This window comes from Massilia sp. X63 (assembly GCF_041023745.1).
GTDB lineage: Bacteria > Pseudomonadota > Gammaproteobacteria > Burkholderiales > Burkholderiaceae_D > Telluria.
In genome coordinates, this window is sequence record NZ_JBFTEF010000002.1 from 341344 (window position 1) to 364758 (window position 23415).

The window sequence follows — 23415 nt, forward strand, 5'->3', positions numbered from 1 at the left end:
ATTTTTATTGCAATTTAGAATTATATTTATGGTAGTCTTCCGACCCTTACAAATATTAGCTCCTGGCGATGGAGCGAAAACGGATCGATGACTTCCTGGACAATGAAAAAAACGTTTACCTGGGCCGTGCTCGGCTGGATCGTGCTGGCCCTCGTATTTGCCCTGACGCTGTATCGCGTAGGGCATACCCAAGCCCAGGTATCGCATGCCTACAAGCTGCGTTACCAGTCCTATATTTTGGCCGACGAGCTGCGCCAGAGTTCGGACGACCTGACCCGTTTGGCGCGCACCTATGTGGTCACGGGCGAGGCCAGCTACGAGCAGCAATATCTCGACATTCTGGACATTCGCAACGGCAAGAAGCCGCGCCCCGAAAATTACGAACGCATCTATTGGGATTTCGTGGCCGCCGGCGAAGCCAAGCCGCGCCCGGATACCATCGCGATCTCGCTCAACGAGTTGATGAAGAAAGCCGGTTTCTCGGAGCAGGAATTCGCGAAATTGAAGGAAGCGCAGGATAATTCCGATGCGCTGGTCAAGACCGAGACGGTGGCCATGAACGCCGTGAAGGGCCTGTTCGACGACGGCAACGGGCGCTTCGTGCCGAAGGACGGTCCGGATATGGACATGGCCCGCCAGCTGGTGCACAGCACTGACTACCACCGCATCAAGGCGCAGATCATGAAGCCGGTAGACGCCTTCTTCGAGCTGCTCGACGCGCGCACGCAGCGCGCCGTGGTCGAGGCCGAAGCGGCAAGCCGCCAGGCCTTCATGGCGGCTGCCGCGCTGCTGCTGGTCTCGGTGCTGGCCGTCGCCGCCGGTCTTGGCCTGCTGTACCGCCGCCTGAGCAGGCAGCTTGGCGCGGAGCCGGCCACCGCACAGCAGCTTGCCACTGAGATTGCCGCAGGCAACCTGGCCGTCGACATCGCGCTGCGTCGAGACGATGAAGCCAGCCTGCTGCGCGCCATGCAGAAGATGCGCGACAACCTGGCCCAGGTGATTGGCGAGCTGCGCCAGGGCACCCAAACCATTGCCGCCGCGTCGGGCCAGATTGCCACGGGCAACCGCGACCTGTCGGAGCGCACCGAGCAACAGGCCAGCGCACTGGAAGAAACTGCTTCGTCCATGGAAGAACTGACCTCCACGGTACGCCAGAACGCCGACAACGCGAAGCAGGCCAACGAATTGGCGCTTAGCGCCTCGCAGGTGGCCGCCAAGGGCGGCGCCGTGGTGGCGCAAGTGGTGAACACGATGGGCTCGATCGATGCCTCCTCGCGCAAGATCGTCGATATCATCGGCGTCATCGACGGCATCGCCTTCCAGACCAATATCCTGGCGCTGAATGCGGCGGTGGAAGCGGCGCGCGCCGGCGAGCAAGGCCGCGGTTTTGCGGTCGTGGCATCCGAGGTACGCAACCTGGCCCAGCGCTCGGCCGCGGCCGCCAAGGAAATCAAGGAACTGATCAACGACTCGGTCCATCAGGTCGACGTCGGCAGCAAGCTGGTGAACGAAGCCGGCATGACGATGACCGAAGTGGTCGACAGCGTGCGCCGCGTGACCGGCATCATGGGGGAGATCATGACCGCCAGCCAGGAACAAAGCGCCGGCATCGACCAGATCAACCACGCAATCAGCGGCATGGACCAGGGTACCCAGCAGAACGCCGCCCTGGTCGAGGAAGCGGCGGCGGCATCGCAAGCGATGCTCGACCAGGCGATGCGCCTGGCGGAAGTGGCCAGCATCTTCCGGCTAGACCAGGGCCACTCCCTGGGAACGCAGCCGGAGACGGGTGCGCGCGCCAGCCGGCGCGCGGCGCTTCCGGCACCGCTTGCCGAATGAATAAGCGGACGCCCTGCACGCGCCGGATTTCTTGAATGGCATTGCTTCGGCCGGCGAAGCACTTTATAATCGCCGGTTCAGTCCAACCCCAGGCAAGTGATCGGCAATCGGGTCAAGAAGCAAGGCGACCGACGAAGTGCTGTTTGGCTACCAACATGAGAAAGCAGAAATTATGAAGACCGATACCCATCCGGATTACCGCGAAGTCCTGTTCCACGACGTGTCCTGCGACTTCAAGTTCATCACCCGTTCGACCATCAACACCCGCGAAACCGCTACCCACGAAGGTAAGGAATACCCGCTGGTCAAGATCGAAGTCTCGGCTGAATCGCACCCGTTCTACACCGGCAAGCACAAGATCGTCGACACCGCCGGTCGCGTCGAGAAGTTCCGCCAGAAGTTCGGCTCGGTCGGCTCGAAGACCTCGGTCGCCAACGGCTAATTCGCCCAGGCACCATGCAAGCTCCCGGGCGACATCGTCCGGAGTTGCCAAAAAGAAGCCGGTTCTCCCGGCTTCTTTTTTTTTCGCGGCTATACTACGCGACTATTCTCTCCCGCTGCACTGAACGATGAAACCCGTCCGCCTTCCCGCTGCCGCCACCCTGGCGCTGCCCCGCTGGGCCCTGCTCGCGCTGGGCATGCTGTACATCCTGCCGGGCCTGATCGGCCGCCACCCGTGGAAGGAAGACGCCGGCCCCTTCGGCATCATGTGGACCATGGCGCATGGCGGCCTGGACGACTGGCTGTACCCGAACATCGCCGGCCTGGCCGCCGCCGAGGAAGGCCCGCTGGCCTTCTGGCTGGGCGCCATCTGCATCAAGCTGTTCGGCTGGATCCTGGGCGACGTGCTGGCCGCGCGCGTCTCGACCATCGCCATCTTCGTGACCGGCGCGATGTCGCTCTGGTACACCGCCTTCCACCTGGGCCGCCGCGCCGAGGCGCAGCCGCTGCGCCTGGCCTTCGGCGGCCAGCCCGAACCCGACGACTACGGCCGCACCCTGGGCGACACCGCGGTCCTGATCTACCTGGGCTGCCTCGGCCTGCTGGTGCAGAGCCACCTGACCCTTGCCGCCACCCTGCAGGGCGCCCTGCTCGCCTATTTCCTGTACCGCGCGGTGCGCTACGTCGAGACCTCCTCGAACCGCAATGCCGTGCTGGTCGGCCTGTCGCTGGGCGCGCTCGCGCTCACCCGCGGCGTGCTGGCGCCGGCGGCGCTGGTGCTGGCGCTGTACGCCTGCACCCGCTACCTGAAGCTGGCCACCCGCGACAGCCTGCGCCACCTGGCCATCGCGGCAGGTGTCGGATTTCTTATCACCCTGCTCTGGATCGTGCCGGCCGCACTGTTGCGTCCCTACGGCCTGTCGCCGGTCGGCGAGTGGCTGAACTGGAACGCCAGCCAGGTCGGCCTGCCGACCCTGGCCTCGCTGAGGGACTTCTTCCGCATCGGTGTGTGGTTCTTCTGGCCGGCCTGGCCCTTCGCCCTGTGGGCAGTGTGGGCCTGGCGCCGCCAGCAGCACCTGCTGCACATCGTGATGCCGGTGATGTTCTTCATGGCCCTCACGCTGCTGCTGCTGTGCGATCCGGCGCCCGAGAACGGCGACTTCCTCAAGATGCTGGCGCCGCTGGCGCTGATGGCCGCCTTCGGCCTGCCGACCATGAAGCGCGGCGCGATCAATGCGATCGACTGGTTCTCGGTGACGGTGCTGACCATCCTGGGCGCCCTGGTCTGGCTGTTCTGGATCGCCAAGCTCACCGGCTGGCCGGCCCAGCTGGCCAAGAACGCGCTCAAGCTGGTGCCGGGCTTCAAGCCGGAAGTCGGCGTCGTCGCCTTCCTGGTGGCCGCCGCGACCAGCATCGGCTGGATCATGCTGGTCCACTGGCGGCTGTCGCGCCAGCCCTCGGTGCTGTGGCGCGCGGTGGTGCTGTCCTCGAGCGGCCTGATCCTGCTGTGGGTGCTCCTGATGACCCTGTTCCTGCCCGACCTGAACTACAGCAAGAGCTACGCCGGCGTGGCCCAGCAGATCGCGGCGCGCCTGCCGGCCGACGCCGACTGCATCGAGACCAACCTCGGCCCGGCCCAGCGTGCCTCGATCGCCTACTTCGGCCGCCTGCCCTTCGTCACCCTGGCCGGCGGGCGCTGCAACTACGTGCTGCTGCGCGACAGCATCCGCAACCGCGACGACAACGAGCTGGCGCGCCGCTACGGCGTGCGCGGCGCCGAGGTGCTGTGGGAAGGCCGGCGCGCCTCCGACCGCGACGAACGCTTCCGCCTGTTCCGCCGCACACGCTGATTCCCGCTCCCTGCAAAGGCCGCCCGCCTCACCGCCGGCGGCTTTCGTTTTTCTGGCACGATTCCTGCATAGTTTTCATCAGTGCGCGGCACACCAGCCCGATATGAGAATCTACGACTGCATGGCGGTATGTTTGAGTGGAATCAATTGAGCCGTGGGGCTGGTCGTCACAATAAAACAGGTCGTTTTTTGTTGGCACCACGAGCTCGACCGTCAAGCAGCGCTGCGAGGAGACACCATGAAAAGCGTTACCTTTTCGGAAATTGTACGGATTCGCGAACGGCCTTTTTTCCTGCGCCGTCCCGCCACCTGGCGCCAGCTGTTCCCCTGGGCCGTCACGGTAGGCTTCGGCCTGCCGCTGCTGATGTTCGTGCTGCATGCCATCGATCCGGGCACGCCGCTCCCCTACATCGTGTTGCCGGCCCTGGCCGGCGGCGTGCTGCCGGTCGCCATGATGGGCCCGGGCCGCTTCGAGATGCGCACCCGCTTCGACTCCCACTACATGATCGGCACGCTCGACGAAGCCCTGGTCTCGCTCGGCTACCGCCGCATGGCGTCCGATCCCGAGCGCATCAGCTACTTCCGCCCGCAGCCCTGGCTGCGCGGCCGCGAGGGCTCGATCGAAGTCGCGGTGCAGCCGCACACGCTGCAGGTGGTCGGCCCGGTCGGCAGCTTGCGCCTGCTGCAGCAACGCATCGCTTGCTGAGCCGATTTGCGGCCGGCTACGGGGCTGGCCGGAATCCTTTACCGGGATACTGGTCAGTCCTGCAATCGATGTGCTAAGATGCGCGCCTGCTATTGGGCCTCTGTGGCGGAATTGGTAGACGCACTTGACTCAAAATCAAGCGCCGTAAGGCGTGCCGGTTCGATTCCGGCCGGAGGCACCACCACCCATTTGCATGCATCGCGTCACCTAGGCGCATCGCCGACTTGGCGCGACCGGCGCCGGCGTTTCCGCACCTCCCCTGTTTTCCGTCGGAATAATTTACACCTCACCGTTAGCGGACACCCGGGCAAGTCCGTGCGCCCCCTCAAGGCTGCCTGAGCGGCTGCCCCCAGTTCTCGTAATTGCGCTCGATGCGCCGCCCGCTGCCGTCGCGCGCCATGGCCTCGAAGGCCGCGTTGAGGCGCGCCACCACCGCGTCCGGCACGCCCGGGTTGCAGGCCAGGTAGAGCTCGATACGGTTGAATACCAGTAGGGGCACGATCTTCTTGTCGTAGCCGTACCTGGTCAGGATGGTGCTGCCGCTGCGCAGGCTGGCGGCCCACAGGTCGATGCGGTCGAGCAGCAGCTTGCCGGCATTGGCCAGGTCTTCGTTGGCGGCGTCGACCCGGAAGCCACGCGCGCGCAGGTAGGCGTCACGGGCGTCGCCATTGTAGGTGCCGATGCGCAGGCCGCGGGCATCCTCGAGGCTGCGCAGCTTCAGTTTGCTGTCGGCGCGCGCCATCAGCACCCATTCGGCCACGGCCGTCGGCCCCACCCACTTGAACAGTGCTTCGCGCTCCGGCGTGCGCGAGGTCGAATAGACGCAGGCGTCGGGCCGCTGCAGGGCGGCCAGGTAGGCGCGCTTCCACGGCAGCAGTTCGATGCTGTAGTCGACCCCCGCGCGCTGCATGGCTTCGCGCACCTTGTCGGTGGCGATGCCGATCACGCGCGTCCCGTCCAGCATGCTCGAAGGCGCCGAGGTCTCGGTCGTGAGGTAGAGCCGCGGCCGCGCGCCCGGCGCCGTCTCCACGGCGCCATTGGCCGCTGCGCTGGCGATGGCAAGCGCCAAGCTTAAATATATTTTGAGCAACATTTTAAAGGGACCGGAACGCGGGATGAGCCGTGTGTCGATGCAGATTAGCATTCCCTCGATTTTTTCCGCAATGCATGTAACGACGACCTTCGTCCGGGTGGCGTAGGTGCGACACATTGCCATGTCAAATTCGAATGATTCTCGGCCTCAACGAGACTTTCTTTGACGAAAATGAGATACTGCCGAGACCATTTCCGGGCGCTTTTCATGCCCACATCACCGCAAAAGCCGCCCCATGCTGCAAATCTTCTCAGTTCCGGACGACCCGTCGCTGCTCACGTTCGGCGTTTACGAACCGCGCTTCGTGCTGCTGTCGGTCCTGATCGCCATCTTTTCTTCGTGGATGGGCCTGCAGATTGCCGGCCAGGCGGCCGCCAGCCGCAGCCACCGCGCCCTCGTCCTCGGCAGCGGCAGCCTGGCCCTCGGCGCCGGGGTGTGGGCGATGCACTTCATCGGCATGCTGGCTTTTAACCTGTGCACCCCGGTCTCCTACGATCCGCTGATCACGCTCCTGTCGGCGCTGCCGAGCATCGGCGCGTCGGCGGTGGCGCTGGCGCTGATCTCGCGCCAGCGCCTGGGCGCGGCCGGGCTGCTGGCAGGCGGCGTGGTGGTCGGCGCCGGCATCGGCGCCATGCATTACTCGGGCATGGCCGGCATGCAGATGAGCCTGCAGCTGCGCTACGACCCGGCCATGTTCGCCCTGTCGATCGTGGTCGCCGTGGTGCTGGCCACGCTGGCGCTGGGGGTGCGCTTCGGCCTGTCGCGCTTGACCTCGCTGAGTGAATCGCAGCGCCTGTTGCTGGCCGCGACCGTCATGGGTTGCGCCATCGCCGGCATGCACTATACCGGCATGGCCGCCGCGCGCTTCGTCGGCCAGGTCCCGGCCGGCGCGCTCGCGTCGAACATCGACTCGGCGAGCAGCTCCTTCCTGGCCGTGGCCCTCTCGCTCATCACCATCGTGTTCACCGGCCTGGTGCTGGCCGCCAACGGCCTGCTGCGCTACCGCCAGATGTTCCTCGACCTGCGCCGCAGCGAGGCCTGGATGCGCGCCCTGCTCACCACCACGGTGGACGGCGTGATCACCATCGCGCGCGACGGCACCATCACCGAATTCAACGCCTCGGCCGAGCGCATCTTCGGCTGGCAGCGCGACGAGATCGTCGGCCAGAACGCCGGCGTCCTGATCGCCGACGACGATGCGGCCACGCATGACGGCCTGCTGGGCATCATCCGCAACGGCTACACCCCGGCGCTTTCCGGCAGCAGCAGCGAGGTCATGGGCAAGCGCAAGGACGGCAGCCTGGTGCCGATCCGCCGCGCGATGGGCCACGCGCGCCTGGGCCAGCAAGACCTGTTCGTCTGCTTCATCACCGACATCAGCGAGCGGCGCGCCATCATGCACGCGCTGCATGCAAGCGAGGCGCAGTTCCGCTCCCTGATCGCGAATATTCCCGGCATCTCGTTCCGCTGCACGCTCGACGGCGACTGGCCGATGGTCTTCATCAGCGACGCGGTCGAACGCGTCACCGGCTATCCGGCGGCGGACTTCGTCGGCCAGCCGCCGCGCCGCCTGTACGGCACCCTGATCCACGCGACCGACCGCTTGCAGGTCAACGCGGAACTGGAAGCCGCGCTGCGCGAAGACCGCCCTTACCTGATCGAGTACCGCCTGCTGCACGCCGACGGCAGCGTGCGCTGGATGTGGGAAAACGGCAGCGGCGTGCGCGACGACGAAGGCAAGGTGACCTGGCTCGACGGCGTCATCCTCGACATCACCGAGCGCCGCCAGATGGAAGACGCGCTGCGCGAGGCGAAGGACAGGGCCGAGCAGGCCGCCGCCGCGCGCGCCACTTTCGTGGCCAACATGAGCCACGAGATCCGCACGCCGATGAACTCGATCCTGGGCTTCACCGACGTGCTGCTCGACGGCGAGCTGAACAAGGAACAGCGGCGCCACCTCGACACCATCCGCAACGCCGGCCGCTCGCTGCTGCGCCTGCTCAACGAGATCCTCGACACCGCCAAGCTGGAAAAAGGCGCGGTGGAGCTGGAGCAGAACGACTACAACCTGCTGTCGCTGATCGACGAACTGTCCTCGACCCTGGCCGCCAACGCGCGCGCCAAGGGCCTGCACCTCGACATCCACTACGATCCGGCGCTGCCGACCGGGTTGCGCGGCGACGAGCTGCGCGTGCGCCAGGTGCTGACCAACCTGCTCGACAACGCGATCAAGTTTACGCCGCAGGGCACGGTCACGCTGCGCGTCGGCGCCGAAGGCGACCAGCTGTGCATCGCCGTCAGCGACACCGGCATCGGCATCGCGTCGGAGCGCCTGCAGGCGATCTTCGATCCGTTCACCCAGGCCGACGCCTCGATGACGCGCCGTTTCGGCGGCACCGGGCTGGGCACCACGATCAGCAAGCAGCTGGTCGAGCTGATGGGCGGGAAGATCTGGGCCGAGAGCGAGCTTGGCAAGGGCACCACCTTCCACGTGCGCCTGCCGCTGGTGCTGGCGCGCTTCGCCAGCCAAGCGCCGCGCGTGCGCAGCGCCGCCGTGCTGCCGCCGTTGCGCGTGCTGGCCGCCGACGACGTGCCGCAGAACCTGGAACTGCTGCAGTTGCTGATGGCGCGCCGCGGCCATTCGCTCACCGCCGTGGCGGACGGCGCCGCGGTGCTGGAGCAGACGATCAACGGCGACTTCGACCTGGTGCTGATGGACTTCCAGATGCCGACGCTCGACGGCCTGGCCGCCACCCGCGAGATCCGCGCCCACGAAGCCGCGACGGGCAAGCGCCGCACCCCGGTGATCGCGATGACCGCCAGCGTTCTGGCCGAGCACCGCCGCGCCAGCGTCGAAGTGGGCATGGACGGCTTCGCCACCAAGCCGGTCGACTGGTTCTCGCTGTCGCACGAGATCGCGCGCGTGCTGGGCTTCGACCAGCAACAGGCGAACCCGGACCTGGCCGCCATTCCCGCACCGGCGCGCGAAGTGCTGAACCGCCGCGCCGGCCTGCACCGCTGGGCGGACAAGGCCGACGTCTATGCCGAGGCGCTCGATCATTTCGGCCGCCAGTACGCCGACCTCGCCACCACCCTGCAGATGCACGCGGCCGGCGGCTCGCACCAGGCGCTGCGCATGCTGGCGCACAAGGTGCGCGGCGTGGCCGCCAACGTCGGCCTGGAACGGCTGTCGGACGCGCTGTCCAAGCTGGAACAGGCCACCAATGTGCTGCCGACCGACGAGCGCGAAGCCGCGGCCGCGCTGGAGGCGTCCACCGCCGCCCTGGGCGAAGCGCTGGCCGCGATCCGCGCCGGCAGCCCGCAACCGACGCTGGCGCCGGAAGCGGCGCCCTACGACCTGGCGCGTGCGCGCCGTGCCGGCGGCGTGCTGCTGCAGGCCCTGCGCCGCGGCGCCCTCGACGACGCCTCACTGGCCGGCCTGGCAGCCTCGCTGGCCGGCCATTCGGTGGCCCCGCGCGTGGCCCAGATCCAGCGCGCGATCGGCGACTTCGAATTCGATTCCGCCCTGGAGCAGCTGGAAGCCGTGATGGCGACCCTGGACGAATAAAGTTTTTCTGGATTACCGTATGACCCAACCGAACAACCGGCCGCTGATCCTCGCTGTCGACGACGAGGCCAGCAACCTGCAGTTGCTGCGCCAGATCCTACAAGACCACTACCGCCTCCTGTTCGCCAAGGACGGCGCGCGCGCGCTCGAACTGGCGCGCCAGGAGCGTCCCGACCTGGTGCTGCTCGACGTGATGATGCCGGGGATGTCCGGCTACGAAGTGTGCGCCTCGCTCAAGGCGAACCCGGAGACCGCATCGACGCCCGTGATCTTCGTGACCGCCCTGACCGACACCGCCGACGAGCTGGAAGGCTTCGAGGCCGGCGCGGTGGACTACATCACCAAGCCGGTGAGCCCGCCGATCGTGCGCGCACGCGTGCGCACCCACCTGTCGCTGGTGCGCATGGAAGAGCTGCGCGCGACGCGCCTGGAGATCGTGCAGCGCCTCGGCCTGGCGGCCGAGTACAAGGACAACGAGACCGGCCTGCACGTGATCCGCATGAGCCACTTCTCGCGCATCCTCGGCATCGCGGCCGGCATGAGCGAGCTGGAAGCCGACGACCTGCTGCACGCCGCGCCGATGCACGACGTGGGCAAGATCGGGATTCCCGACCGCATCCTGCAGAAGCCGGGGCCGCTGGACCCGGACGAGTGGAAGGTGATGCAGAGCCACGTGATGATCGGCGCCGAGATCATCGGCGAGCACGAAGCCGGCATGCTGGCGCTGGCCTCGCAGATCGCGCTCACCCACCACGAGAAGTACGACGGCAGCGGCTACCCGCGCGGCCTGCGCGGCGACGCGATCCCGCTATCCGGGCGCATCGTGGCGATCGCCGACGTGTTCGACGCCCTGACCTCGAAGCGCCCCTACAAGCGCGCCTGGACCGAGCAGGAAGCGCTCGACTTCCTGCGCGAGCAGAAAGGCCGCCACTTCGATCCGGCGCTGGTGGACCTGTTCATCGAGCAGATGCCGGCGGTGCGGGCGGTGCAAGAGCGCTGGGCGGAAGCCTGATCCGGGCCGGCGCCGCCGGCCCGGCGCGCATCAGCCGTAGGGCGTGTACGGGAAGCCGTCCGCGATCACCTTCAGCACCGCCTCCTGGTTTTCCGCGCTTTCGCTGATCATGGCCAGCACCTGGGCTTTCGTCACCAGCTTGTTGTCGAGCGCCGACGACCAGTAATCGAGCCCGCCCTGTTCCGCCGCGCGGTGCAGCACGTTGGTGTAGATCTTCGACACCAGGTCCCGGTTGCTCGGATTCGCGCCGTAGAGCTTCGCGAACTCGGGCGAAGACATGAACCCGGCCGCCACCTCTTCCAGCGTGGTGCCCTTGTCCATCGCGCTGAGCCAGAATCCGAGGCCGCCGGCGTCGGGGGTGCGGTCGAACGCCGCCTGGTAGATACGGTAGGCCTGGCCGCCGGTGCCGTCGATGTCCAGCCCGATGCTGGTGTCGGCGAACTTGAGGCGCTCGACGCCGACCACCAGCTCGACGCGGCCGCCCGCGGCTTTCTCGGCGACGAGATAGCCGTCCTTGCTCGCGCTCACCGTGTAGTTGCTGCGCGGTCCCTGGTAGCTCACCGTGTCAACAGCGCTGCTGCCCGTGACCTGGTTCCAGGTGGTGGTGTCGATGATAGTCGCCACGCCGGCGGTCTTGGCGATGGTGCCGTTGACCGCATCGCTCAGCTTCAGCGAGATGCTTTCGTTGCCTTCCGAGAGCATGTCGGCATTGACCGCTACCCGCACCGTTTGCGTAGTCACGCCCGGCGCAAACACCAGCGTGCCGCTGGCATACAGGTAATCATAATTCGGGTAACCGTAACTGGCAGTTCCGTTCGCGGTGTTGTAGTCGACCGACACCTGGGTCGACGATGGGGCGCCGAGGGTGACGACGAACTCGATATAACCATCGCTTTCACGCGCCACCGGGTCATTGATGTTGATCGTGGGTCGACTCACCGGCGACTGGCCATGGGCGCCGATCGTGGCGGTACCCGTAGCGTGTCCGACGACCACGTGGCCGGCGCCGCTGCCGGATACCGCGCCCAGTGCGAGCTTGAAGGTTTCAGCGGCTTCAGCCGCGTTATCGTGCGGCAGCACCACCGACACGGTCTTGACGGTCTCACCCGCCTCGAACGTCAGAATGCCGCGGGTGTCCAGGAAATCGCTGCCTGCCGCGGCGCTTCCACCCACCGTGCCATAGGCAATGTTGAAGTTGCTGCTGACGGCCTTGTCGAGGGAAATCGTGAAGGTTGCCAGGTCGCTGCTGGCGTCGATTACCAGGTCCTGCACCGACAGTACGGCGCGGTGGGCCGCATCGGCCAGGGTGTCGTTGTCGAACAGGGTCGCATAGCCGTAGCGGTGGGCGATGACGGCGTTGGTTGGCGAACTCAACGACAAAGCGAAGTTCTCGACCCCTTCCGCCAGGTTGTCGTCGTTGATGGAAACGCGCACCACCTGGGTGGTCTGCCCAGGCGCAAACACCAGCTTGCCACTGGTGTACGCGAAGTCGTAGTCAGGATAACCGTAGTCTGCCAGCATACCCACGGTCGAGAATTCCACGCTGACCTGGGCCACAGCCGGCGCGCTCAGCGACACGACGAACTCCACCACGCCATCCTTTTCGCCGGCCACCGGGTTGCTTACGTAGATCGTCGGCGTCGCCACCGCCGTCTGACCGTGGCGACCGATCATGGCCTGGCCGCTGCCATCGCCGACCGTGACCACCCCGGCCGCATCGCCGCTGACCGCGCCGAGCACGAGGTTGAACAGCTCGACCGGCTCGGCCGAGCGGTCGTGCGGCAGCGCGACGGTGACGTTCTTCACCGTCTCCCCGGGAGCGAAGGTCAGGACGCCGGAAGCGGCCAGGTAGTCGCTACCGGCAACGGCGTTGCCGTCGGCGGTGCCATAGGCAACGCTGAAGCTGCCAGTGACCGCCTTGTCGAGCGTTACCGCGAACGTCACGTAGTCCGCGCTGGCATCGACGATGACGTCGCTCACCGATAGCTGGGCGCGCAGGGCGGCGCTGCCCAGGGTATCGTTATCGACGATGGTGGCAATACCGAATGGATGCGTAACGGTGGCATTGACCGGAGACGACAGCGCCAGTGCGAAGGTTTCCGGCACTTCGGCCAAGTTGTCGTTGCTGATCGCGACCCGCACGGTTTGGGTGGTGACACCCGGTGCGAACACCAGCGTGCCGGATGCGAAATCGAAGTCGTAGTCGGGGTAGCCATAATCCGCATAGACGCCGCGGGTGGCGTATTCAACCGAGACTTGCTGCAGGCCGGGCGCGCTCAAGGTGACGACGAAATCCACGTAGCCGTCGGCTTCGCTGACCACCGGGTTGCTGACGCTGACCATGGGGGTCGCCACCGGGGTCTGGCCGTTACGGCCGATGATGGCTTCGCCGCTGCCGTCGGCGATGCGCACCACACCGGCGCCGCTGCCCGACAGATTTCCCAGGACCAGATCGAACATCTCGGCGAATTCGGCCTCGCCTCGCGGCGGCAGCGTGACCACGACCTGCTTGACGGTTTCCCCTGCGGCGAACGTCAGGCTGCCACTGGCGGCGGTGTAGTCGCTGCCGGCCAGTGCGGTACCGTTGCGGGTACTGTACGTGACCGAGAAAGGCGCGCTGGCGGCCTTGTCCAGCACGACGTCGAATACCGCCGTGCCGGCGCCGGCATCGACCACCACATCACGCACCGACAGGTTGGCGCGGTTGGCCGCGTCGGCGATCACGTCATTGTCGATGATGCCGAGCATGACTTCCGCGTTGACGATAACGGCATTCTCGGGGCTGCTAAAACGCATTTGCAGGAATTCGGTGCCTTCCGCGATCATGTCGTCCGTGACCGGCACCCGGATTGTCTGGGTCACTACGCCGGGAGCAAACACCAGCTTGCCGCTGGTGAAGGTGAAGTCGTAGTCCGGATAGCCGTAGCCTGCAGTCCGCCCGGCGGTCGAGTATTCGACGCTGACCTGGAGGGTCGATGCTGCGCTGAGGGTGACGACGACTTCGATGAAGCCATCCTTTTCACTACGGAGTACGTTCTTTGCCTGGATGTAAGTTGCCATTGCTGTTCTCGCGGAATTGGGGACCGCCACGACCGTGGCGCAGGGGCATACAGTATTGGCGGTCCTTGTTCCTGGGGCAACTCATAAACTTGTTAGTCAGACACAATTTAACGTCAAAAATTATGCATAATTAACAATTTTGTGGGAATTTGTTATTCAAAACGATATGGAAATTGGGACAATCGCATGGTCGGTCTGAACGATCATTTTCACATTTTCATATGCGGTTTACTGATGATGACCTGCACCTGCTGGGAGCCTCCCAAGCTTCCGTATTCGACTATGTCGCAGGCCGTTTCGCACGCCTTGGTTTCAGCTTTTGCAGCTACGGCATCAGGCTTCCGGTACCGCTCGCGCAGCCACGCATTCTGATCCAGGACAGCTATCCCGAAGCCTGGATGAAACGCTTCGATTCCCAGCATTACCTGGCGGTCGACCCCACGATCGCGCATGCAGCCCGCTCCGACGATTTCGTCCTGTGGAGTCCCGAGCTGTTCCGGGACGCCGGCAACATGTGGGAAGACGCCAACGCCCATGGTCTCAATGTCGGCTGGGCCAAACCTAGCCGCCATAATGGCACCGTGGGGATGCTTTCGCTGTCGCGGGAGGCCGATCCGCTCTCGCCGACCGAGATCGCCGCCCATGCGGCCGACATGGCCAAGATGAGCGAGATGCTGCTGGTATCGAGCGCGCCGCGCCAGGTCGCGACCGAGATTCCGGAGTCGCGGGCCCTGCTGAGCGAGCGCGAAAAGGAGATCTTGCGCTGGACCGCGGACGGCAAGACCTCGCACGAAATCGGCTGCATCCTGTCGCTGTCCGTTGCCACCATCAATTTCCATATCAATAAGGCAGTCGCGAAACTCGCGTCTGTTAACAAGACACAGGCCGTGGTGAAGGCCGCGCTGCTCGGCCTGCTCTGAGCACTCCTGTTACATCCGGCGGCCGCTAACAACATTGTTAGTTTCTTGCCATTCGCCGCTGGCCCATAATCCGCCCCTCACGGCCGCAACGATTGCGCGCCACTACTTACCCTGGGGAGCTTTATCGTGTCGGCAGTCATCCTATCCTGTACCGGCTGCGGCGTTGCGGCGCCGGCCGCATCCAAGTTCTGTCACGCCTGCGGCGCGCCATTTCCATCGCCCCGGTCCGCACTGCGCGTTGTCAGGGGCAGAATTTTGCGCGACACGAATGCGGGCGCGGGCATGCTGTCGGTGGATGGGCGCCAGCTCGCCTTTTCGCTCGAACAGCACTGGCGCGGCCAGAGCGCGCCGCAGGTCGACATGAGCGTCGAGGTCACTCTCGATGCCGAAGGCGCGCCCTGCTTCGTGACACCGGTCTCGGATGCCATGCTGGCCAGGGAAGGTTTGTCCGAAGTCGGCGGCATCGTCGCAGGTCTGGCCAGCCGATACGCCCCGGCTGGCCGGCAGCTTGCCGTCCGCATCGGCAAGCCGGTGCTGGCCGCTACCGGCGTGCTGGCACTAAGCTGGCTATGGCTGCCGGCGGTCTCGATACGGCTGAATGCATTCGCCTCCACGGATCTGAGCCTGTTCAAGGTGCTGGCGCTGGCCAATTCGGCAAACAGCCTCGACGGCATCGGCACGCTCGACGGGGCCAGCAGCGGATTCTACGGGTTCCTGGCCTTTCTGGCCCTGGTGGCGCCGCTGGCGGCCGCCGTCCTGCGGCACCGTCTGGCGCCGCTCGCCTCGTGTGCACCGTTGGCTTTCATGCTCGTTACGGGCCTGGCCGGATGGTTGAAGCTGCGCGGACTGGCCAGCCAGGCCACCGAGGGCGCGCGCGCCTTTGGCGGCAGGCAAGGCGAAGAGATGGTCGCAGCCATGCTGGCCCAAGTCATGAAGGCAGTCTCGCTCGGGTATGGCAGTTATATCGCACTGGCGGCGGCGCTTGCGCTGGCCTGGTTCGGCCTGCGCCGCCTGATCCATTTTCGTTAAACCACAAGCACCTCACCATGCACACTACACAGACTCTTCGTACCTTGATCATCGGCGCTACGATCGCCGCGACGCTTGCCGGCTGCGCCAAGAAAGAGGACACGCCGGTTGCCGGCACGCCGGCGGCGACGGCGCCGGCACCGACCTTGGCCGACGCCACCGGCGCACAGGGCGTCGCCGCCGCTGCCCAGGCCAGCCTGCCCAAAGGCGACCCGGCCACGCCGCTGTCCAGCTACCAGAAGATCAACAGCGGCAACACCATCATGTTCCTGTACTATGGGATCCTGAACCTGCCCACCCAGTACGACAAGATTGCCGAAGCCTATTCGGCGGAGTACCGCCGGACCAGCGACGGTTTCCAGCGCAAGGACATCCTGAAGGCGCTCCAGCCACGCATCGATCAGGAGATCGGCCGCGCCAAGGCCAACCGCTACGTGGTCCTGGAGCAGGACGGCTATAGCCTGCTGTCGCGCTACGACTTCGACAAGAAAAGCTTCGGCGTGAACGAGATGAGCGACGAACGCTACACCTACTTCAATGACAATTCGGGCTACACGCTGGGAACCACCAATGCGGCTGCGTTCTCGACCCTCCCGATCGCGGACGAAGCCGTCGCGCGCAAGATCGAAGCCCACTTGAGCAAGAACGACAAGCTGCGCATGGAGGTCTACGCCTATGCCCAGGATGCAGATCCGAGCAGCAACCGCGTCAAACTGGAAATCATGAAGATGCGCCTGTATGGCCCCGGCAACGAGTTGCTGGCCGAACGCTGACATCTGCCACCTCGTTCAAGAAAAAAGCGGCCTTGCCTGGATTCAGGCAAGGCCGCTTTTTCATGCGGCTCATCGCGCTACCGGAAGCCGTGCGCACTCAGCCTGCTGGCGGCAACCCCGCCAGGCCAAGGCCATCCTTTTCGGCAGCTGTCTTGCGGCGCCCCACCAGCTCCTGGTATAACGCCGTATAGTTGCTTGCCATCTGTTCTGAAGTGAACAGCTCGTGGTAGCGCTGCTCCGCGCGCGCGCCCATGCGGCGTGCCAGCTCGGGGTCGTTCCACAGCTGCTGCATCGCATCGCGCAGGGCCGCCGGATCGGAGGGCGGTACCGCCAGGCCGGTCTCGCGGTCGCGGTTGATGTAGGTGGTGCCGGTGCCGATCTCGCACGAGATCATCGGCTTGCCGTACATCGCGCCTTCGAGCAGCGAGATGCCGAAGGCTTCCGAGCGCAGGTGCGAGGGAAAGGCGAGCGCATAGCACAGGGAAAGCAGCGCCGCCTTGTCGGCTTCTTCGAGCGCTCCGGTGAAAATCACGTGCTTCAGCCCCAGGCGCGCGGCCTGTTCCTTCAGCGCCGTTTCTTCCGGCCCGGTGCCGACGATCACGATCGGATAGTCCAGCCCCTGCGCCGCCTCGAGCAGGAAGTGCAGGCCCTTGTAGTAGCGCAGCACGCCCACGAACAGGAAGAACTTCGGCCCCACCTTGGCGCGCCAGTGCGCCAGGCGGCAGGGTTCGACGTTTGGATAGGTGGTCTTGTCCAGGCCGTAGGTGATGACGCGGGTCTTGTCGCGGTAGCTCGCCAGCACCCTGGACGAGGCCAGGTAGTTGGGCGAGGCCGCGACGATCGCGTCGACGCTCTCGAGGAAACGGTGCTTGAGCGGCTGGTACAGGCGCAGCCAGCGCTTCTGGCGCACGATGTCGGAGTGGTAGCTGACCACGGTCGGCTTGTCCACGCGCGCCATGAAGTGCGCCAGGTCCATGAAGGGCCAGGGGAAATGATAGTGGACCACGTCGGCCTCGCGCGCCATGCGCGCCAGCGCGCCCAGCGCCTGCACCGAGCAGGCGTTCGAGGCGATCTCGAAGTTCACCGGCACGCGCTGCACCGTATGGCCGTCGAACTGGATCGGCGCCAGGTCCTTGTGGCGCGACAGCGACAGCACGGTATTGGTCACGCCCAGGCGCGTCGTGCCGACGCACAGCTGGCGGATCACCTGTTCGATGCCGCCGACCGAATCCGGATAGTACGTCTTGTAGAAATGAAGGACACGCATGTTGGAAGCTTACTGCGAAAGGACGGCACGGTACACGTCGGCGGTTTGCCGTGCGGTGGCGTGCCAGGTCAGTTGTTCGGCGCGCGCACGCCCGGCTGCAATGCAGCGCGCGCGTTCGCGGGCATCGCCGGCGAGGGCCTGCAAGGCCTCGGCCAGCTGCCCGGTGTCGAGCGGATCGACCTCGAGCGCGGCGCCCTGCGTCACCTCGGGCAGCGAACTGGCGTTCGAGGCCACCACCGGCACGCGCGAGGCGAAGGCCTCGACCACCGGGATGCCGAAGCCTTCGTACAGCGAGGGGAAGGCGAACACGCCGGCCCCGGCGTACAGGTGGCGCAATTCATGCGCGTCGGTGAGCCGGTCGAGCCAGACCAGGTTCTCGCCCTTCTCCACCGCCGCCTGCAGCTGCGCCACCAGTTCCTCGCAGCGCCAGCCACGCGCGCCGACCACCACCAGGGCACGCTCGTCGCGCAGGGCTTTCGGCAGGCTCAGCCAGGCATCGAGCAGGCGACCGACATTCTTGCGCGGCTGCAGTGTACCCACGGTGAGGAAATAGCCCGGTGTGAGTCGATATCGCGCCAGCGTGGCCGCCACCTCGGTCTCCACCGGCGGCGCGAGCCATTCGTCGTCCACGCCGCAATAGACCACCGAGACCCGGTTCGGGTTCACGCCGAAGCACGCGACCAGCTCGTCGATCGCGAAATGGGACAGCGCGATGACGTGGTCGGCCTTGGCCGCGGCCTTGCGCTGCAGCCAGTTCTTGACGCTGCGCAGGCGCGGGTTGCACCACTCGGGATACTTGATCGGCAGGGCGTCGTGCAGGGTCGCCACCACCGGGCAATCCATGCGCACGATGCGGTAGTCGGTGACGTGGAACAGGTCGGCCGGCATGTGGACGCGGTGCGCGCCGGGCGTGGCGAGGTCGACCAGCGAGGCCTTTTCAAAGGATTGCGGCATCGGCTGGCCGATGCTGATGCCTTCCGGGCCGGAGCGCATGCGCGGCCAGGAATACGGAAGCACGGTACAGCCGGTACGCGGCAGGTGGCGCATCAGCGCGCGGGTATAGACCCCGATGCCATCGAGGCGGCCGCCGGTCAGGCCCGGCTCGATCATGGTCGTGCCGAGTCCGACCGTGAGACCGCCCGCGCTCACGCCCGGTACATCCAGCGCAGCGTCTCGGACAGCGGCGTGGGGTCGAGTTGGCCGATGACGGCGGTGAGCTTGCTGTTACTGCCCGACAGCGTGAGCACGTCGTTGGCGCGCACAAACGCCGGATTGACGTGCACGTCGATGTGATAGCCGGCGATCTCGCTCATCATGTCGATCAGGTTGGCCAGCGAGTGCGAGCTGCCCGAGCAGACGTTGAAGGCTTCGCCGGCGGGCGCCACGGCCAGCAGGCGGCGGTAGGCGCGCGCCACCATGCGCACGTCGGAGAAATCGCGCGCGATCGCCAGGTTGCCCAGCTCGATGCGCTTTTCGCTGCGGCGGAAGTGGGAGACGATCTTCGGCAGCAGGAAATTCTCGGCCTGGCCGATGCCGGTGTAGTTGAACGGGCGCGCGATGGTGATCGGCAGCTTGTCCATCCACAGGCGCGCCATGTATTCCATGGCCAGCTTGCTGACGGCGTAGTCGTTGGCCGGCGCCGGCGGCACGTTCTCGTCGATGACGGGCACGCTGGCGTTGCCGTAGATGTTGGCGGACGAGGCCAGCAGCACGCTGGTGGGGCGATGCTTGCCCTCGGCCAGCGCTTCCAGCAGGTTGCGCGTGCCGACCACGTTGACGCGGTAGATCAGTTCGGAATTCGTGTGGGCCACGAAGGCGATGCCGGCCAGGTGCGCGACCACGTCGGGCTGCACCTCGTCGACCATGCGCGCCACGGCCTCGCGGTCGCACAGGTCGACCGCATGGATGTCCGGGCCGAGCTCTTCGCCCGGCATGACGGTGCCGTAGACACGGTAGCCGGCAGCAGTCAGTTCCTGCGCCATGTAGTAGCCGGTGAAACCGCGCAGGCCCGTGATGAGCGCGCGCCGTCCCTCGCCTTCTCTCCCGCCGATGAATGCCGGGATGTCATCCGTGGCCATGCGTTCCATGATTTAGAACGAGAATCCGATTTCGTTGCGACGCAGGTCGGCGTCGACCATCATCTGGCACAGCTCTTCGAGCGTGGTCTTCGGCTCCCAGCCGAGCACCTGCTTCGCCTTGGCCGGATTACCGATGAGCAGGTCGACTTCGGCCGGGCGGTAGAACTTCGGCGACACGCGCACCAGCTCCTTGCCGGTACGGGCGCAGCGGCCGGTTTCGTTCTCGCCCTCACCGGAGAATTCGATGTCGATGTTGGCGCCCTTGAAGGCCATCGTGACGAAGTCGCGGACGGTCTCGGTGCGGTTGGTGGCCAGCACGAAGGTGTCGGGCTCGCTGGCCTGCAGGATGCGCCACATGCCTTCGACGTATTCCTTGGCATAGCCCCAGTCGCGCTTGGCGTCGAGGTTGCCCAGCTCGAGCACGTCGAGCTTGTTCAGGACAATCTTGGCGACCGAGTCGGTGATCTTGCGGGTGACGAACTCGCGGCCGCGCAGCGGCGACTCGTGGTTGAACAGGATGCCCGAGGAACCGAAGATGCCGTAGGACTCGCGGTAATTGACCGTCATCCAGTGGGCGTAGAGCTTGGCGACGCCGTAGGGGCTGCGCGGGTAGAAGGGCGTGTCTTCGATCTGCGGGATCGCCTGCACCTTGCCGAACATTTCAGAGGTCGAGGCCTGGTAGAAGCGGATCTTCGGATTGACGATGCGGATCGCTTCGAGCAGGTTGACCGCGCCCAGGCCGGTGATCGAGGCGGTGGTGACGGGCTGCTCGAAGGACACGCCGACGAAGCTCTGCGCCGCCAGGTTGTACACCTCGTCGGGCTGGCTGCTTTCGACCAGGCGGATGCTCGACGACAGGTCGGTGAGGTCGTATTCGACCAGCGACAGGTTCGGGTGCTTCTCGATGCCGAGCTCTTCAATGCGCCAGAAGTTGACCGAACTGGAGCGGCGGAAGGTGCCGGTCACGTGGTAACCTTTTTCCAGGAGAATCTGCGCCAGGTAGGCGCCATCCTGGCCGGTAATGCCAGTGATCAGGGCTCTTTTCGTTGTGTGCATGTTCTTGGGTTCTAGAAGATGGTCTCGCAGGCGGCCAGACTTAGGGCAGCCGGGATTGTATCAGAGAGGACGTGCTGGATCCTTTACACAGCAGAAACTGCTGCAATAAAAGCAACACTGATCTGGACATTATGCCCCGAAATGGCTGGGAGCCGGGGTCCGCTTACGGTTTGTTACCGTTGTATTTGTGCGAAGACAAATAGCGAAACTCTAAGACAAGCACGCCTGATGCAGATCAAACGACTGCATCAGGCGCGCGCCCTAATGAGAGTTGGCGCTCACTTACCGCTGCGACACTGCATCAACGACACACAACGCCGTCATGTTGACGATGCGGCGCACCGTCGACGACGGGGTGAGGATGTGCACCGGACGTGCGCAGCCCAGCAGGACCGGGCCGATCGCGATGCCGTTGCCGGCCGCGCTCTTGACCAGGTTGTACGAGATGTTGGCGGCGTCGATGTTCGGCATGACCAAGAGGTTGGCGTCGCCGGTCAGGGCCGAGTTCGGCATGATCTTCATGCGCACCTTGGCTTCGATCGCGGTGTCGCCATGCATCTCGCCGTCGATTTCCAGGTTCGGCTTGGCGGCCTGCACCAGCGGCAGGACCGCGCGCATCTTCTGGGCCGATGCGCTGTTGGCGGTGCCGAAGTTCGAGTGCGACAGCAGGGCCGCGCGCGGCTGCATGCCGAAGCGCTCCATCTCCTCGGCCGCCATGACGGTGATCTCGGCCAGCTCCTCGGCGCTCGGGTTCTCGTTGACGTGGGTGTCGACGATGGCCAGCTGGCGGTCCGGGGTGATCAGGAAGTTCATCGCCGCGTACACGTTGCTGCCGGCGCGCTTGCCCAGCACCTGGTCGATGTAGTGCAGGTGCATCCAGGTGGTGCCGTAGGTGCCGCAGATCAGGCCGTCCGCATCGCCCTTGTGGACCATCATGGCCCCGATTAGGGTATGACGGCGGCGCATCTCGATCTTGGCCAGGTCGATGGTCACGCCCTTGCGCTTGGCGATCTCGTAGTAGGTCTGCCAGTAGTCGCGGTAGCGCTCGTCGAAGTCCGGGTTGATGACGTCGACGTGCTGGCCGAGCTTGAGGCGCAGGCCGAACTTCTCGATGCGCTTTTCCAGCACCGCCGGGCGGCCCACCAGGATCGGGCGCGCCAGCTTCTCGTCGACCACCACCTGCACCGCGCGCAGCACGCGCTCGTCCTCGCCCTCGGCGTAGACGATGCGCTTGGCTTCCAGCGGCGCGGCCTTGGCCACCGAGAACAGCGGCTTCATGAAGGTGCCGCTGCGGTACACGAACTGCTGCAGGCTCTCGGCGTAGGCGGCGAGATCCGCGATCGGACGGGTGGCGACGCCGCCGTCCTGGGCCGCCTTGGCCACCGCCGGGGCGATGTGGGTCAGCAGGCGCGGATCGAAAGGCATCGGGATCAGGTATTCCGGGCCGAAGGACAGGTTGGCGATGCCGTAGGCCGAGGCCACGATGTCCGACTGCTCGGCGTGGGCCAGGTCGGCGATCGCATGCACCACCGCGATTTCCATGGCGCGGGTGATGGTGGTCGCGCCGCAGTCCAGCGCGCCGCGGAACATGTAGGGGAAGCACAGGACGTTGTTGACCTGGTTCGGGTAGTCCGAACGGCCGGTGGCGATGATGGCGTCGCTGCGCACGGCCTTGACGTCTTCCGGCAGGATTTCCGGGTTCGGGTTGGCCAGCGCCAGGATCAGCGGGCTCGGCGCCATCTTGGCGACCATGTCCTGCTTCAGGACGCCGCCGGCCGACAGGCCCAGGAAGATGTCGGCGCCGGGGATCACGTCGGCCAGGGAACGGTGCTCGGTATCCCGGGCGAAGCGTTCCTTGTCCTCGTCCATCAGCTCGGTACGGCCCTTGTAGACCACGCCGGCCAGGTCGGTGACGAAGATGTTCTCGATCGGGAAGCCGAGGTCGACGATCAGGTCGAGGCAGGCCAGCGCGGCCGCGCCGGCGCCGGACACCACCAGCTTGCAGTTCTTGATGTCCTTGCCGACCACCTTCAGGCCGTTCAGGATGGCGGCGCCGACGATGATCGCGGTGCCGTGCTGGTCATCGTGGAAGACCGGGATCTTCATGCGCTCGCGCAGCTTGCGCTCGATGTAGAAGCACTCGGGCGCCTTGATGTCCTCGAGGTTGATGCCGCCGAAAGTCGGTTCGAGCGAGGCGATGATGTCGACCAGCTTGTCCGGATCGTTCTCGTTGACCTCGATGTCGAACACGTCGATCGCCGCGAACTTCTTGAACAGCACGCCCTTGCCTTCCATGACCGGCTTGGAAGCCAGCGGGCCGATGTTGCCCAGGCCGAGCACCGCGGTGCCGTTCGAGATCACGGCGACCAGGTTGCCGCGCGCGGTGTACTTGTACGAGTTGGCCGGGTCCTTGACGATTTCCTCGCAAGGGGCGGCGACGCCCGGCGAATACGCCAGCGCCAGGTCGCGCTGGTTCAGCAGGCCCTTGGTCGGGGTGACGCTGATCTTGCCGGGGCGGGGAATCTGGTGGTATTCGAGCGCTGCAGCACGCAGTTGTTGACGCAATTCTTCTTTCTTGTCCGATGACGAGTCCATGCCTGGCAGCCTTCCTGAAACTAGAGGGGAACCTCCAATTTTATCAGACCGGGCATTGACAAAGGCTAGGTATTTTCACCAAGCAGCCCTTTGATTCATAAGCAAAGCTGATACTGATGATCTATTTA

Annotated in this window: 16 protein-coding genes and 1 tRNA gene; 10 read left to right on the forward strand and 7 right to left on the reverse strand. The window is 65.4% G+C overall.

Going from position 1 to position 23415, the window contains the following annotated elements; translation table 11 throughout:
* The first annotated feature begins 102 nt into the window (after positions 1-102).
* From AB3347_RS05695 to AB3347_RS05715, 5 genes are all read left to right on the forward strand, one after another.
* Positions 103-1839, forward strand: a complete 1737-nt coding sequence (locus tag AB3347_RS05695) for a methyl-accepting chemotaxis protein (protein ID WP_369090810.1) — start codon at positions 103-105, stop codon at positions 1837-1839.
* A gap of 172 nt (positions 1840-2011) precedes the next feature.
* On the forward strand, positions 2012-2281 hold the full coding sequence (locus AB3347_RS05700; RefSeq protein WP_369090811.1) for a type B 50S ribosomal protein L31: 270 nt from the start codon (positions 2012-2014) through the stop codon (positions 2279-2281).
* A 127-nt stretch (positions 2282-2408) separates the two neighbouring features.
* Positions 2409-4130: an ArnT family glycosyltransferase gene (locus tag AB3347_RS05705; protein ID WP_369090812.1), complete on the forward strand. Its 1722-nt coding sequence runs from the start codon at positions 2409-2411 to the stop codon at positions 4128-4130.
* A gap of 238 nt (positions 4131-4368) precedes the next feature.
* Positions 4369-4836 (forward strand): hypothetical protein, encoded by a 468-nt coding sequence (locus tag AB3347_RS05710; RefSeq protein ID WP_369090813.1) that lies wholly within the window; start codon positions 4369-4371, stop codon positions 4834-4836.
* A gap of 96 nt (positions 4837-4932) precedes the next feature.
* A tRNA-Leu gene (locus AB3347_RS05715) sits at positions 4933-5017 on the forward strand.
* Positions 5018-5161: 144 nt separating this feature from the next.
* Here AB3347_RS05715 and AB3347_RS05720 read toward each other — a convergent pair.
* Positions 5162-5905 carry a substrate-binding periplasmic protein gene (locus AB3347_RS05720; protein WP_369090814.1) on the reverse strand — a complete coding sequence of 248 codons (744 nt, stop codon included), beginning with the start codon at positions 5903-5905 and terminating at the stop codon, positions 5162-5164.
* Between the two features lie 259 nt (positions 5906-6164).
* Here AB3347_RS05720 and AB3347_RS05725 point away from each other — a divergent pair, with 259 nt between their 5' ends.
* Entirely contained in the window at positions 6165-9497 is a 3333-nt protein-coding gene (locus AB3347_RS05725; protein WP_369090815.1) for an MHYT domain-containing protein, read from the forward strand.
* Positions 9498-9516: 19 nt separating this feature from the next.
* The gene (locus AB3347_RS05730; RefSeq protein ID WP_369090816.1) at positions 9517-10509 is read left to right on the forward strand and encodes a two-component system response regulator; all 993 of its coding nucleotides are present in this window, start codon (positions 9517-9519) and stop codon (positions 10507-10509) included.
* A gap of 30 nt (positions 10510-10539) precedes the next feature.
* On the opposite strand, the gene AB3347_RS05735 is transcribed toward AB3347_RS05730, so the two are convergent.
* Positions 10540-13569: a Calx-beta domain-containing protein gene (locus AB3347_RS05735; RefSeq protein WP_369090817.1), complete on the reverse strand. Its 3030-nt coding sequence runs from the start codon at positions 13567-13569 to the stop codon at positions 10540-10542.
* A gap of 221 nt (positions 13570-13790) precedes the next feature.
* Between AB3347_RS05735 and AB3347_RS05740 the strand changes: the two genes are divergently transcribed.
* The 3 genes from AB3347_RS05740 (at position 13791) to AB3347_RS05750 (ending at position 16291) form a co-directional block, all read left to right on the forward strand.
* Positions 13791-14489: an autoinducer binding domain-containing protein gene (locus tag AB3347_RS05740; RefSeq protein ID WP_369090818.1), complete on the forward strand. Its 699-nt coding sequence runs from the start codon at positions 13791-13793 to the stop codon at positions 14487-14489.
* 255 nt (positions 14490-14744) lie between these two features.
* The gene (locus tag AB3347_RS05745) at positions 14745-15518 is read left to right on the forward strand and encodes a hypothetical protein (protein WP_369090819.1); all 774 of its coding nucleotides are present in this window, start codon (positions 14745-14747) and stop codon (positions 15516-15518) included.
* Between the two features lie 17 nt (positions 15519-15535).
* Positions 15536-16291: a DUF4852 domain-containing protein gene (locus AB3347_RS05750; protein ID WP_369090820.1), complete on the forward strand. Its 756-nt coding sequence runs from the start codon at positions 15536-15538 to the stop codon at positions 16289-16291.
* 97 nt (positions 16292-16388) lie between these two features.
* Here AB3347_RS05750 and AB3347_RS05755 read toward each other — a convergent pair whose 3' ends face one another.
* The 5 genes from AB3347_RS05755 to AB3347_RS05775 form a co-directional block, all read right to left on the reverse strand.
* Positions 16389-17558 carry a glycosyltransferase family 4 protein gene (locus tag AB3347_RS05755; protein ID WP_369090821.1) on the reverse strand — a complete coding sequence of 390 codons (1170 nt, stop codon included), beginning with the start codon at positions 17556-17558 and terminating at the stop codon, positions 16389-16391.
* 9 nt (positions 17559-17567) lie between these two features.
* On the reverse strand, positions 17568-18707 hold the full coding sequence (locus AB3347_RS05760; protein ID WP_369090822.1) for a glycosyltransferase family 4 protein: 1140 nt from the start codon (positions 18705-18707) through the stop codon (positions 17568-17570).
* A complete protein-coding gene (locus tag AB3347_RS05765) occupies positions 18704-19636 on the reverse strand; it encodes a GDP-mannose 4,6-dehydratase (RefSeq protein WP_369090823.1) in 933 nt (310 codons plus the stop codon). The genes AB3347_RS05760 and AB3347_RS05765 overlap by 4 nt, the downstream gene beginning before the upstream one ends.
* A 12-nt stretch (positions 19637-19648) precedes the next feature.
* Positions 19649-20692 carry a GDP-mannose 4,6-dehydratase gene (gmd, locus tag AB3347_RS05770; protein WP_369090824.1) on the reverse strand — a complete coding sequence of 348 codons (1044 nt, stop codon included), beginning with the start codon at positions 20690-20692 and terminating at the stop codon, positions 19649-19651.
* A gap of 282 nt (positions 20693-20974) precedes the next feature.
* Positions 20975-23287, reverse strand: a complete 2313-nt coding sequence (locus tag AB3347_RS05775; protein WP_369090825.1) for an NADP-dependent malic enzyme — start codon at positions 23285-23287, stop codon at positions 20975-20977.
* Positions 23288-23415 lie beyond the last annotated feature (128 nt).

Coding starts and splice junctions, on each gene's coding strand:
- AB3347_RS05765 (WP_369090823.1), bottom strand. CDS start 19,636: ATGGCCACGGATGACATCCCGGCATTCATCGGCGGGAGAGAAGGCGAG.
- AB3347_RS05755 (WP_369090821.1), bottom strand. CDS start 17,558: ATGCGTGTCCTTCATTTCTACAAGACGTACTATCCGGATTCGGTCGGC.
- AB3347_RS05740 (WP_369090818.1), top strand. CDS start 13,791: ATGCGGTTTACTGATGATGACCTGCACCTGCTGGGAGCCTCCCAAGCT.
- AB3347_RS05730 (WP_369090816.1), top strand. CDS start 9,517: ATGACCCAACCGAACAACCGGCCGCTGATCCTCGCTGTCGACGACGAG.
- AB3347_RS05710 (WP_369090813.1), top strand. CDS start 4,369: ATGAAAAGCGTTACCTTTTCGGAAATTGTACGGATTCGCGAACGGCCT.
- gmd (WP_369090824.1), bottom strand. CDS start 20,692: ATGCACACAACGAAAAGAGCCCTGATCACTGGCATTACCGGCCAGGAT.
- AB3347_RS05705 (WP_369090812.1), top strand. CDS start 2,409: ATGAAACCCGTCCGCCTTCCCGCTGCCGCCACCCTGGCGCTGCCCCGC.
- AB3347_RS05700 (WP_369090811.1), top strand. CDS start 2,012: ATGAAGACCGATACCCATCCGGATTACCGCGAAGTCCTGTTCCACGAC.
- AB3347_RS05750 (WP_369090820.1), top strand. CDS start 15,536: ATGCACACTACACAGACTCTTCGTACCTTGATCATCGGCGCTACGATC.
- AB3347_RS05735 (WP_369090817.1), bottom strand. CDS start 13,569: ATGGCAACTTACATCCAGGCAAAGAACGTACTCCGTAGTGAAAAGGAT.
- AB3347_RS05725 (WP_369090815.1), top strand. CDS start 6,165: ATGCTGCAAATCTTCTCAGTTCCGGACGACCCGTCGCTGCTCACGTTC.
- AB3347_RS05695 (WP_369090810.1), top strand. CDS start 103: ATGAAAAAAACGTTTACCTGGGCCGTGCTCGGCTGGATCGTGCTGGCC.
- AB3347_RS05775 (WP_369090825.1), bottom strand. CDS start 23,287: ATGGACTCGTCATCGGACAAGAAAGAAGAATTGCGTCAACAACTGCGT.